Here is a 12632-nt window from a genome sequence, read left to right on the forward strand (position 1 = left end):
AGGCCGGTGCACAGGCGGTTTGGAGCGGGTGGCGCTGATGCGGGCACGATCGGCCCGCGTCCTAATCGCTTCACCGGGTTGCAGACGATCCCTCGGGACCGACGACATTATCCAATACAGACTTCCCCGGCGGATCGTCTGCGATGCCCGGAATGGGGCTCGACACTCCGACGCGAGAGCGTGCGGAGGGTTAGCGCGTTGAGCGCAAACGCCCATAAGGGTGGTTTCATTCATTGATTGTCTTGATAGAGCTTCGCCTTGGGCGTTCTGACGCGTCAAGGCGCATGCCCGCCATGCGACGCCGAAGGCGGCCTTGACGCGTCAGAACGCCCAAGGCCGACCAGCTGACAAGACATTCATGAGGTAGTGCGGCGAGAATACGCCCTTACGCTACCGATCTAATTTATCTCGGCGTTGCGTGAGCGCAGAGGCCGCAGCTGATTTAGCGGCCTTACTTGCAGTCGGGCTCCTTAGCGTTCTGGCCGCTTTCGATGCAGCCAGAGCCTTAGTTTCCTTGGGCGTCCGAGATTGCGCCAATGCAGACCCAGCCGCCGACTTCGCCAAACGCGACGCTTTTGGGTTCCTCAGAGTTCTGGAAGCGGCGCTGGCCGCTGGCTTGGAAGTTCGCTCGTGATTTTTCGGCATGTCCAACCTCACTAATGAGTCGTGTCAGATTACAGCCGATTCGATGAGAACAAAAGCGGAACTTACTCCGCCGGCTCTTCCGCCGCCTTTTCGGTCTTCATCTTGTCGAACATGCCCCACACGCCGTCATCGCCATGCCAGTCGCCCTTGGTAGCGCCCTTGGAGTATTCGGTGGCGCGGGCTTCGAAGAAGTTGGCGTGTTCGACGCCGTTGAGGATTTCCGACAGCCAGGGCAGCGGGTGCTCCTCGACGCCGTAGATCTTCGGCAGGTCGAGCTGGCCGAGACGCCAGTCGGCGATATAGCGGATGTACTGCTTGATATCGTCCGGCGTCATCCCCTCGACCTCGCCGGCCTCGAAGGCCAGGTCGATGAACTTGTCCTCGAGACCGACCACGGTGCGGCAGCACTCGGTGATGTCGTCCTTGACCGTCTGCGTCAGGGCGCCGGTTTCCTTGGCGAAGGCGTGGAAGAGCTTGATCATGCCTTCGCAGTGCAGGCTCTCGTCGCGGATCGACCAGGTCACGATCTGGCCCATGCCCTTCATCTTGTTGAAGCGCGGGAAGTTCATGAGCATGGCGAAGGAGGCGAAGAGCTGAAGGCCTTCGGTGAAGGCGCCGAACATGGCGACCGTCCGCAGGATGTCCTCATTCGTTTCGACGCCGAAACGTTGCATGTAGTCATGCTTGTCGGCCATGGCCTGGTATTCCATGAAGGCCGAGAACTCGCTGTCCGGCATGCCGATCGTCTCGAGCAGGAGCGCGTAGGCGGCGATATGGATCGTCTCCATGTTGGAGAAGGCCGACAACATCATCTTCACCTCGGTCGGGCGGAAGACGCGGCTGTAGCGCTCCATGTAGTTGTCGTTCACCTCGACGTCCGACTGGGTGAAGAAGCGGAAGATCTGCGTGAGCAGATTGCGCTCCTTGTCGTTGAGCTTGGTCGCCCAGTCCTTGCAGTCCTCGCCCAGCGGCACCTCTTCCGGCATCCAGTGGACCTGCTGCTGCTTCTTCCAGAAGTCGTAGGCCCACGGATAGCGGAAGGGCTTGTAGGAATGGCTGGTCGTGAGGAGGCCCGGTAGGTCCTGCGTGGCGGTCGTCATGGCTCGATGCCTCTCCTGCTCGTCGGAATCAGATCAACACAAGATATTGTGTCCATCCTTACCGAAACGTCTATAGCTTGATGCGGCCCTGACCGCACCGGGTTGTGGAGAGTGCCCGATTCGCAGTCATCATGGCAGGTTGGCGCAGGGGAATTTTTTGTCGCAGCGGATATGGCGGCACCGGCGCGTGCTACCAGCGCCAGTTCACCGTCACGGCGCCGAACTGTTCGGTCTCGTCGAAACTGCTGACCCCGGCGACATGCTTGTATTCGCGGCGCACATAGGCGAGCGACAGATCGGCCTCGCCGAAGCGCACGGCCACGCCGGCCTGGGCATCGCCGACGACTTCGCGCTGGGTCAGATACATGGCGTTGGAGAAATCGACGCCGCTGGCCGGATCGTAAAGCAGGGTGCGACGGTCCGCGCCCGCGAAGATGTACCAGCGCGGCGACTCCACCGGGCCCGTCTGCAGATAACGTCCGATGCGCACTTCCGCACCGGCACCGGCGGCCGAGCCGTCCGGGCCGACGCTCAGTCCCGCGCGCGGCGTGATGCTCATGTCGAGCGTCTCCGCATCGCCCGCGCTCTCGAAACGGCGTTGATAATTGACCGCCACTGTAGCCTCGCGCTCGCCGCGGTCGATCACGACCGGCGAGCGATCACCCATAAGCGGCGAAAAGAGTTCGGCCGCGGCCGCCTCGCGGCGCCCGTCGTCGAGCACCGCGACCTGGAGCGTTCCCGCCTCGCCGAGATCGTACTGCGTCCCGCCCGACGCGGTCATCGCCGCCAGTGGCATGCCGCCGAACGGATCCGCATCGAGCGACAGCGCCGTCAATGCGACATTCGCCGCTTCCGGCGAGAGCGGGCGCACATCCGGTTCGCTCCGGAATTCCGACTGGATCATCTGCGACGCGGAGGCCCATTCGGACGCACCGCGCCCCGGCTCGATCAGCACATAGCTGACCCCGCCCAACGCGACCGCCCCGGCCAGCGCAATCTCCGCCAACCTCCCCAGCTTGGCCATACGCGTCCCTTTCACTCACATCCCGCGACCGTTTCCCGGTTCGCCGGATCGGCTCCGCCCCACTCCGGACCCTGGGAGAAAATCCCCGCGCGCATGACGCGGTTCTTCATCTCCAGCGTGAAAGGTTAATAGCGATTTCCGGTTTCAGTCCAGAACGAATCCACGAAAAAGGCCCGGATCACGATGATCCGGGCCTTCTCGGTCCCCCTCGGACGTCTGCCAGTCGTACCGTACGCTACTGGCAGGCGAGGCATTCCTCGTAATCGGTCGGGGCGGCATCGGCCATGGAGACCTCGGCTTCCGACTTCTTCTCCGAACCGGCATAGGCGGCGCGCTGGATCGACTTGGATCGGCAGTAATAGAGCGACTTCACGCCCTTCTCCCAGGCCGTCCAGTGCAACATGTGGAGATCCCACTTGTTGATGTCGCCCGGCAGGAAAATGTTCAGCGACTGCGACTGGCAGACATAGGGCGTGCGGTCGGCCGCATGCTCGATGACCCAGCGCTGGTCGATCTCGAAAGCGGTGCGGAAGAGCGCCTTCTCGTGCTCGTCCAGGCCATCGAGATGCTGGACCGAGCCCTCATGCTCGAGAATGGACGCCCAGATGCCCGGCGTATTCATGCCCTTTTCCTCGAGCACGGCTTCCAGCTTCGGATTCTTCACCGTAGTCGAGCCGGACAGCGTCTTGTGCGTGTAGACATTGGCCGGGATGGGCTCGATGCCGGCGGAGACGCCGCCGCAGATGATCGAGATCGAGGCGGTCGGCGCGATGGCCAGCTTGTGCGAGAAACGCGCCTTGACGCCGGAGGCCTCGGCATCCGGGCAGGCCCCGCGCTCTTCGGCCAGCTTCACCGATGCGGCGTCGGCCGCCGTGCGGATATGCTTGAAGAGCTTCATGTTCCAGGACTTCGCCATGGCGCTCTCGAAGGGCGCATTCATCTGCTGGAGGAAGGTGTGGAAGCCCATCAGGCCCAGACCCACCGAACGCTCCTGGATGGCGGAGTAGACGGCGCGGTCCATCTCGGCCGGTGCACGCTCGATGAAGTCCTGCAGCACATTGTCGAGGAAGCGGTAGATGTCCTCGATGAAATCGGGCTCGTCCTTCCACTCCAGATACTTGGCCGCATTGAGCGAGGACAGGCAGCACACGGCCGTGCGCTCCTTGCCGTTCTGGTCGAAGCCCGTCGGCAGCATGATCTCGGCGCACAGATTGGACTGGCGGACCTTGAGACCCAGCTTGCGCTGGTGGGCCGGCAGGGCGTTGTTCACCGTGTCTGAGAAGATGATGTAGGGCTCGCCCGTCTGCAGGCGCAGCTCGATGATCTTCTGCCACAGCTTGCGCGCATTGACGGTCTTCACGACCTCTTCGGTCTTCGGCGATTTCAGCTCGAATTCCTCGTCATTGGCGACGGCGTGCATGAATTCGTCGGAAATGTTCAGACCGTGATGCAGGTTCAGGGACTTGCGGTTGAAGTCGCCGGACGGCTTGCGGATTTCGAGGAATTCCTCGATTTCCGGGTGGTGCACATCGAGATAGACGGCAGCCGAGCCGCGGCGCAGCGAGCCCTGGGAAATCGCCAGGGTCAGACTGTCCATCACGCGGATGAAGGGAATGATGCCGGAGGTCTGGCCGACTTCGCCGATCTTCTCGCCGATCGAGCGCACATTGCCCCAATAGGTGCCGATGCCGCCGCCATTGGAGGCGAGCCAGACATTCTCGGTCCAGGTGCCGACGATATCGTCGAGCGAATCGCCGACGGAATTGAGGAAGCAGGAAATGGGAAGGCCGCGATCAGCGCCGCCATTGGACAGGACGGGCGTGGCCGGCATGAACCAGAGCTGCGAGATATAGTCGTAGAGACGCTGCGCGTGCTCGGTATTGTCGGCATAGGCCGTCGCAACGCGGGCGAACATGTCCTGATAGCTCTCGCCCGGCAGCAGATAGCGGTCTTCCAGCGTCTTCTTGCCGAAATCGGTCAGCAGCGCATCGCGCGACCGGTCGATCCTGACGCTTTCGATGACGCGAAGATGCGAACCCTTGGCCGATTTCGGCTTGCCGCGACGCGAGGTCGTGACCGTCGAAGTTTCGGCGTCAATCTTGCGGTTCGTGGCCGTATCCATTGGCGTCATGATGGTCTTACTCCCCAAGCCCGAGGCAAAATCGTCCTGTTGCGCGGAATGCCAGTCCGCGCCCCGTCTCAACCCGTAAGGTTTCAAGAAACTCTGTATAGTGTGCCGCTGTTCCCAGCCGACGCTACATATAGTGGCGCACCTTACAGATGTGTCAACGCCCGGAATGGTCCGAAGCCGGACTTTTTAGTTAACAAAGCCTGAATCGGACCCGGGCCGAAACACGACCGGTTAAGCTTCGCCAAGCACCATGCGAACATCCGCCCGATCGGGAGAAATGTGACAGGTGTGTCATTGCCTGTGGAAAGTCGGGTACCCGCAATCAGAGTGCGGGTACCCGACGGAACCGGGCGAGCGTCAGCCGCCGAACGGATCGAGATTGAGCAGCTCCGGATCGCCGCCCTGGGCGGAGATGTTCACCGTCACCGTGCGCTCGCCGGCAAAGCGGTGCAGATAGTGCGGCCCGCCCGCCTTGGGACCGGTACCGGACAGCCCCTCGCCGCCGAAAGGCTGAACCCCGACCACGGCGCCGACCATATTGCGGTTCACATAGACATTGCCCGCCGGCACGACGGCCTGGATCTCGCGGTGGAAGGTCTCCAGCCGCGAATGAATGCCCAGGGTGAGGCCGTAACCCTTGGCCGCGAGCTCGGCCGCGATGGCGGGAAGCTCCTTCCGCTTGTAGCGGATGACGTGGAGAATCGGCCCGAAGACCTCGCGCTCCAGCAGGTCCAGCGAGGGCAGTTCCACCAGGGTCGGACCGAAGAAGGAACCGCGCTCCGCCCAGTCGCCCGGATCGATCTGCTTGATAATGGTGGCGCCCGCCTCCATCCGCTCGACATGGCGGAAGAGGATCTCGCGCGCCTCGCCGTCGATGACCGGACCGACATCGGTGGCCGGATCGGCCGGATCGCCGACCTGCAGCTCGTCCATGGCGCCGGCGAGCGCCTCGATGAAATCGTCCGCCACATCGTCCGGCAGGAAGATGACCCGCAGCGCCGAACAGCGTTGACCGGCCGAGCCGAAGGCGGACTGGATGGCGTCGTCCACCACCTGTTCCTTGAGCGCGGTCGTATCGACGAACATGCCGTTGAGGCCGCCGGTCTCCGCGATCAGCGGCGCGATGGCCGTCTCGCGCGCAGCGAGCGCCCGGTTGATGGCGCGGGCGACCTCGGTCGAACCGGTAAAGGCCACGCCCGCCGTGCGCGGATCCGTGGTCAGTGCGGCACCGACGATCTCGCCGCGCCCCGGCAGGAGGTGCAGCACGTCGGCCGGAAGCCCGGCTTCCTGGAACATGCGCACGGCCTCGAAGGCGATCAGCGGCGTCTGCTCGGCCGGTTTGGCGAGCACGGTATTGCCCGCCGCCAGCGCGGCCGCGACCTGGCCGGTGAAGATTGCCAGCGGGAAGTTCCACGGGCTGATCGTGACGAAGACGCCCCGGCCCTTCAGACCGAGATGATTGGTCTCGCCGGCCGGTCCGGGCAGACGTTCCAGGCTGTCGAACTCGCGTTCGGCCTGGGCGGCGTAATAGCGGCAGAAATCAACCGCCTCGCGGACTTCGGCGATGCCGTCGAACAGCGTCTTGCCGGCCTCGCGCGTCATCAGCGCGATCAGGCGTTCGATATCGTTCTCGAGCGCATCGCCCATGGCGCGAATGATCTTGCCGCGCGCGCGGCCGCCGAGCTGGTCCCAGCCCGGCTGCGCGGCCAGCGCCGCGTCGAAGGCGGCATCGACATCGTCCGGCGACGCGTCGATCACCGAACCGACCTGCTCGTTCAGATCGATCGGGCAGAGAATCTGGTGCGCCGCGCCTTCATAGAGCTGACCGCTGACCAGCGGACCGGCCATGACCTGCTCTTCCTTGGCGAGATCGTCGAAAGCCTTGGCCATTCGCGCACGGACGCGGGCCTGGGCGAGGTCCATGCCGGCGGAATTCTGGCGCTCCTCGCCATAAAGATCCTTCGGCAGGGCGATCTGGCGGTGACGGTCGAGCGTGTCGGCCAGTTCGAACGGACCGCGCGCAACGTCCTCGACCGGGACTTCCGGGTCGAGGAAGGAGTGCACGAAAGAGGTGTTCGCACCGTTCTCCAGCAGGCGACGCACGAGATAGGGCAGCAGATCTTCATGGCTGCCGACCGGGGCATAGACCCGGACGGGGCGCTTGCCGAACAGCTTGTCGGAGGCGGCATAGAGCGGTTCGCCCATGCCGTGCAGGCGCTGGAACTCGTAATGCTCTACCCCGGCCTGGTCGGCCAGTTCCATCACCGCGCACAGGGAGTGCGCATTATGCGTGGCGAACTGGGAATAGATCGCCTCCGGCGCGCTCAGCATGACCTTGGCGCAGGCGAGATAGTTGAGGTCGGTCGCAGCCTTGGTGGTCCAGACCGGGAAGTCCGGCCAGCCCATCTGGTGCGCGAACTTGATCTCGCTGTCCCAATAGGCGCCCTTCACCAGGCGTACGAAGAAGCGGCGGCCGGTTTCCTGGCCGAGTTCGATCACGCGCTCGACGACGTGGCGCGCACGCTTCTGATAGGCCTGCAGCGCCAGGCCCAGCCCCTGCCAGCCTTCCAGCTCCGGCTCGCGGGCCAGGCGTTCGAGCAGTTTCAGGGAAAGCACGAGACGATCGGATTCCTCGGCATCGATGCAGAAGCCGATATCCTTTTCCTTCGCGGCACGCGCCTGTTCCAGCAGCATGGGATAGAGCTCGGTCATCACGCGCTCTTCCTTCACCGCGAAATATTTCGCGTGCAGGGCGGAGAGCTTGACCGAGACGCCGTGCTCCAGCTCGATCGGCTTGTCGCCGCGGACCTTGCCCACGGCCTCGATCGCATCGAGATAGCGCTTGTGATAGCGCGCCGCGTCCTTGGCCGTGCGGGCGGCCTCGCCGAGCATGTCGAAGGAACAGAGTTCGCCCTCGCCTTTCCTGGCGCGGTTGATGCCTTCCTTGATGGTGCGGCCGAGCACGAATTGCTCGCCCATGATGCGCATGGCCCGGAAAACGGCGGTACGGATCACCGGCTCGCCCAGCTTCTGCGTCATCTTGCGCCAGTAATCGCCCGGATTTTTCCGCGCCATCGGATCGACGTCGATGATCGAACCGGTCAGCATCAGGCCGAGCGTGGACGCATTGACCAGCCAGTTCTCGGACCGGCCCATATGGGTCGACCAGGCACCGCCGGAGATTTTCTCGGCGATCAGCTTGTCGGCGGTAGGGGCGTCCGGTACGCGCAGCAGCGCCTCGGCCAGGCACATCAGGGCCAGGCCCTCGCGATTGGACAGGCCGAATTCCTGCAGGAAGCTGTCCATCAGGCCGCGCGCCTTGGTCGTGGCACGGGCGGTCTTGACGATCTCGACCGCATTGTCGTGGATACGCTTCTGCGCCTTCTCGTCGAGCCCGGTATCGGCCGACAGGCGTTTCACGAGTTTGCTCTCATCGGCGAATTTCACCGAATCGATATCATCCCAACGAAGAGCCTCGCGCGCGTGCACATTCATGGCTGAAACTCCCTGCCAGCACCGTATGAGGCGGACAATGGTCCCGACTTATCCGGACTTCAAGTGAAGTTTGCCGCTGTCCAGTCTTCGTCCTTCGACGTCTGGTCGCGACCACCGCGAAACTCGCCACGACTTGCACAAAAGACGCACGGAACTTGACTTCCCGAACTAAAAAGCGGGAGATTCTTGCCCTGCTTGCGACTGAAAATCGCACCGCGGACATGCAAGGCACTCCGCCCTGCGACGCCGCCGGATGCAGCCCGTGCGGCCGGCCACAGCTTTCTTTCCTTCAAGCCGGGCAAATCGCCTCTATGCTGCCGGGCTGACAGCTGCGCCTCGCTCCGCTAAAGGGCAGTGATGCAGCGGCACGACCGGGACCAGCAGGACGCGATGACAGACAAGACCGAACTTCTCGAGGCCGAAGAGACGGCCGGCGGCGCGTATGACGATAATGGCGACGACCGGCCCCAGCGCATCATGCTGGTGACCGACGCCTGGGAGCCGCAGATGAACGGCGTCGTGCGCACGCTTTCACGCACCGTCGCGGAATGCCGCGAGATGGGCCACCTGGTCGAGGTGATCCATCCGGGCCTCGGCTACAAGACCATGCCGCTGCCGACCTATCCGGAGATCAAGCTGGCGATCGGCGCGCGCGGCGATATTGCCAGGCGCTTCAAGGAATTCGAGCCGGAAGCCATCCATATCGCCACCGAGGGCCCGCTCGGCCAGGCGGCGCGCGGTATCTGCAAGAAGTGGGGCCTGCCCTTCACGACCAGCTACCACACGAAATTCCCGGAATACGTCAATGCGCGTTTTCCCTTCATCCCGCTTTCGGCGGGCTATGCCTTCATGCGCTGGTTCCACAATGCATCCGGCCGCATCATGGTGACGACGCCCTCCATGCGCGACGATCTCGCGGCGCGCGGTTTCAAGAATCTCACCGCCTGGGCCCGCGGCGTCGATATCGAGCTGTTCAACCCGGACAAGCGCCGCATGCACGGTGAGGACGTCTATGAGGGCCTCGAGCGCCCGATCTGGGTCAATGTCGGCCGGATCGCGGTGGAGAAGAATATCGAGACCTTCCTCGAGCTGGACATTCCCGGCACCAAGGTGGTGGTCGGCGACGGTCCCCAGCGCGAGGAGCTGATCGAGAAGTTCCCGGACGCGGTCTTCCCGGGCTCGAAGTTCGGCGACGAGCTGGCGCGCTATTTCGCCGATGCGGACGTCTTCGTCTTCCCCAGCTGGACCGATACGTTCGGCCTGGTGAACCTGGAAGCCATGGCCTGCGGCACCCCGGTCGCGGCCTTCCCCGCGCACGGCCCCAAGGACATCATCCCGGGCTCCGGCGGCGGCTTCATCAATGACGATCTACGCGAGGCCTGCCTGAATTGCCTCGAGATCGACCGGGCCGCCCCGCGTGCCCATGCCGAGAAGCATTCCTGGAGTCAGTGCGCCATCGATTTCGTCGAGAATCTCAAGCCGCAGCCCAAGCCGGAACGCAAGCGCTTCTGGCGCCGCCTGCGCCGCCGCAAGTCGCTCTACTAGAAACGTTCCAGCGTGGCCGGAAACCGGTTTTTCGGTTCAAGAACGCGACTATCGAAAACGCCCAATAAAAAAACGCCGCTCCCTGGGGAGCGGCGTTTCGTTTGCGTATGACGCTGGCGCCTAGTGCGGCGCTTCCGTCATGGCTTCCAGGTTCATGGCCCGCTCGCGCAGATCCATGCGCGCGCCTTCCGGCAGCGGGATGAGTCCGCGGTCGGTGAGATAGCCGAAATCGCCCCAGGCGTCGTCCGAGGTGAATTCCTCGATATACTCGACCAGACCCGGCACGATCGCCGCGTGCTGGTTCTTCACATAGAAGAAGAGCGAGCGCGAGACCGGATAGGACCCGTCCGCGATGGCGTCGAATTCCGGCGCCACACCGTCGATCGCAACACCGGAAATACGGTCGGAATTCTGGTCGAGGAAGGAATATCCGAAGATGCCGAAAGCGGTCGGCGTGTTCACCAGCGTCTGGACGATCGCATTGTCGTTCTCGCCGGCATCGATCCACATGCCGTCTTCGCGAATGCGGCCCGCAATGCCCTCGAAGCGGTCTTCGTCCTCGTCATGCAGGGTTTCCAGGCATTCGATGCCGCGGGCACCGGCGTGCATGGCCAGTTCGACGAAGGCATCGCGCGTACCGGAGGTGGGCGGCGGACCGAAGACTTCGATGCGCTCGTTCGGCAGCGACGCGTCGATGTCCGACCAGCGCTCATTCGGGTTCGGAACGAAGCTGGAGCAGGACTCGTCGGCCGGTACTTCAGCGGCCAGGCCGAGCCAGAGCTGGGTCAGGCTGAGTTCCATATCCTGGTTCAGCTCGCCCGCACTGCCCATCACGATGCCGTCGAAACCGAAGCGGACTTCGGTGATCTCGCGCACGCCGTTTTCCTGGCAGCGCTCGTATTCGGACGCCTTCATACGGCGCGAGGCATTGGCGATGTCCGGGTGCTCCGTGCCGACGCCGGCACAGAAGAGACGCAGGCCGCCGCCGGAACCGGTCGATTCGACAACCGGGGTCGCGTACTCGGTCTTGGCACCGAAGCTCTCGGCCACAGCGGTAGAGAAGGGGAAGACGGTCGACGAACCGACGATGCGGATCTGGTCGCGCTGCTGCGCTTCCGCACCGCCCGCCAGGGCGAGAACAGCCGCGGCTGCGGCCAGGTGAAGCTTGATCGTCATGTTTTCCAAGTCCTTGTCACTGGAAGAAACGGTGACGCCGGCCAGGCCGGCGCCGTGATGATATGCGCCCTAGAAATCCCATTGCACCCGGATCTGGGCCCCGGTCACATCCGTGTCCGGAGCGCCGGCGATCGTGCGTTCGCCGTCGATATAATTGACCATGATGCGGAAATGATCCTCGAGATACCAGTTCAGGCCCAGCGTCCAGGTGGTCAGCTCGCCGGCGGCGACCGTGTCGAGATCCGACACGTCGTAACGCACCGCTGCCTCGACGGCACCATAACCGCCCTCGGAGAGCGTGGTCTGCGGACGCGTGCGGCCGAACTTGCCGGAGGATGCGGAGTAGCTGCGCGTCTCGCCGGTCAGGAAGTAGCCGAGATTGACGAACCAGCTGTCGAAGGACGGGTCGCCGGCCGGGCCGTCGACATCCATCGTCATGAATTCGGTGTGGCCGTGGAACGAGCCGGCGATGATCGCGCCTTCGAGGCCCCAGAACATCGAGCTGTCGGCCTCGCCGAGCACGCTGCCCGGACGGAAGTCGGCGCTGACGATGCGCGGCGTGATGTGCGTATTGGGGCGAACACGGACACGGGTTCCCGCATCGCCGTAATCCATGTAGCGCGTGGAGGCGCCGAGATGGACGGTCATCGCGTCCGTATCGACCGGCGTGTAGGTGACGCGCGCTGCGAAGGCGGAGCTGTCGTCCAGTTCGAGCGTCTGGGAGAGATCGCCCGGACGGCCGGCGAAAGCGCCGGCTGCGAAGGAGTAGTTGTCGCCGCCGCGGGTCACCATGGCGCCGACGCGACGGTCGAGGCCGAACAGGTCGGTACCCTGGCCGCGTTCCATGAAGGTGATGTAGCGCGAGGAGGTCTGCTCTTCCATCGAGTTCGGCGTCTTGAAGTGTCCGAGCTTGATGTCGACTTCGCCGGCGTCGAAGGTCAGGACCACGTCCTTGGCCGTGATTTCCTCGTCGATGAAATCAAACTCCGCGGTGTAGTCGACGGAGTTGAAGGTGCCGGTAATGCCGAGACGCGCGGTGCGGATTTCGCCGTCCTGGTAATTCGTGGTTGCGCCGCCGGTCTCGAAATCGATGTCGGCGGTGTCGAGATAGATGCGGCCGCGCAGCTTGATCGAATTGCCCGTCTCCGGGTTCGACCAGCCCGGTACGCCGTCGAACGACCATCCGCCGTCCTGGGCGGAGGCGGCGCTGATACCGGAAGCGGAAACGATAGCGGCCAATACGGTGCTCGCGAACAGATGCTGGGTCACGTTTTCAGTCCTGTTGGTCGGACGACCGCCAGAACTGAATTGAGCCGCTACAGGCACAATATGTCAGCTGGGCGACCGCCGGGTGAAAGTTTTGCTACGACTTCGACTTTTCGCGAACGGTCGTACCCGGACTCGGTGACGCTTTTGCTACGCCAATATGACAAATTTGTTTCAGGGTGAGTCGGGGCGGCCGGCCAAACGAAAAAGGGCCCGGCACGCCTTCGCGCCGGGCCCTCTTCGCAGATTT

The 12632-nt window shown here is 63.6% G+C and carries 7 protein-coding genes; 1 reads left to right on the forward strand and 6 read right to left on the reverse strand.

Annotation, left to right across the window (positions count from 1 at the left end; all coding sequences use genetic code 11):
- Positions 1–707 precede the first annotated feature (707 nt).
- From AC13HB_RS10390 to putA, 4 genes are all read right to left on the reverse strand, one after another.
- On the reverse strand, positions 708–1745 hold the full coding sequence (locus tag AC13HB_RS10390; protein WP_482949674.1) for a ribonucleotide-diphosphate reductase subunit beta: 1038 nt from the start codon (positions 1743–1745) through the stop codon (positions 708–710).
- A 190-nt stretch (positions 1746–1935) separates the two neighbouring features.
- Positions 1936–2769 (reverse strand): lipid A-modifier LpxR family protein, encoded by an 834-nt coding sequence (locus tag AC13HB_RS10395; protein WP_482949675.1) that lies wholly within the window; start codon positions 2767–2769, stop codon positions 1936–1938.
- Between the two features lie 235 nt (positions 2770–3004).
- Positions 3005–4900 carry a ribonucleoside-diphosphate reductase subunit alpha gene (locus AC13HB_RS10400; RefSeq protein WP_482949676.1) on the reverse strand — a complete coding sequence of 632 codons (1896 nt, stop codon included), beginning with the start codon at positions 4898–4900 and terminating at the stop codon, positions 3005–3007.
- A gap of 357 nt (positions 4901–5257) precedes the next feature.
- A complete protein-coding gene (gene putA, locus AC13HB_RS10405) occupies positions 5258–8395 on the reverse strand; it encodes a bifunctional proline dehydrogenase/L-glutamate gamma-semialdehyde dehydrogenase PutA (protein WP_482949677.1) in 3138 nt (1045 codons plus the stop codon).
- A 477-nt stretch (positions 8396–8872) separates the two neighbouring features.
- Here putA and AC13HB_RS10410 point away from each other — a divergent pair, with 477 nt between their 5' ends.
- The gene (locus AC13HB_RS10410; protein ID WP_482949723.1) at positions 8873–9940 is read left to right on the forward strand and encodes a glycosyltransferase family 4 protein; all 1068 of its coding nucleotides are present in this window, start codon (positions 8873–8875) and stop codon (positions 9938–9940) included.
- 120 nt (positions 9941–10060) lie between these two features.
- Here the strand turns inward: AC13HB_RS10410 and AC13HB_RS10415 are convergent, their stop codons facing one another.
- Positions 10061–11116, reverse strand: coding sequence for a substrate-binding domain-containing protein (locus AC13HB_RS10415; RefSeq protein WP_482949678.1), 1056 nt, complete (start codon positions 11114–11116; stop codon positions 10061–10063).
- A 69-nt stretch (positions 11117–11185) separates the two neighbouring features.
- The gene (locus AC13HB_RS10420) at positions 11186–12385 is read right to left on the reverse strand and encodes an OprO/OprP family phosphate-selective porin (protein WP_482949679.1); all 1200 of its coding nucleotides are present in this window, start codon (positions 12383–12385) and stop codon (positions 11186–11188) included.
- Positions 12386–12632 lie beyond the last annotated feature (247 nt).

The organism is Maricaulis sp. B-26 (genome assembly GCF_056857855.1).

Excerpts from the sequence above, each read along its gene's own strand:
- AC13HB_RS10390 (WP_482949674.1), bottom strand. The coding sequence starts at position 1,745 with ATGACGACCGCCACGCAGGACCTACCGGGCCTCCTCACGACCAGCCAT.
- AC13HB_RS10395 (WP_482949675.1), bottom strand. The coding sequence starts at position 2,769 with ATGGCCAAGCTGGGGAGGTTGGCGGAGATTGCGCTGGCCGGGGCGGTC.
- AC13HB_RS10400 (WP_482949676.1), bottom strand. The coding sequence starts at position 4,900 with ATGACGCCAATGGATACGGCCACGAACCGCAAGATTGACGCCGAAACT.
- putA (WP_482949677.1), bottom strand. The coding sequence starts at position 8,395 with ATGAATGTGCACGCGCGCGAGGCTCTTCGTTGGGATGATATCGATTCG.
- AC13HB_RS10410 (WP_482949723.1), top strand. The coding sequence starts at position 8,873 with ATGCTGGTGACCGACGCCTGGGAGCCGCAGATGAACGGCGTCGTGCGC.
- AC13HB_RS10415 (WP_482949678.1), bottom strand. The coding sequence starts at position 11,116 with ATGACGATCAAGCTTCACCTGGCCGCAGCCGCGGCTGTTCTCGCCCTG.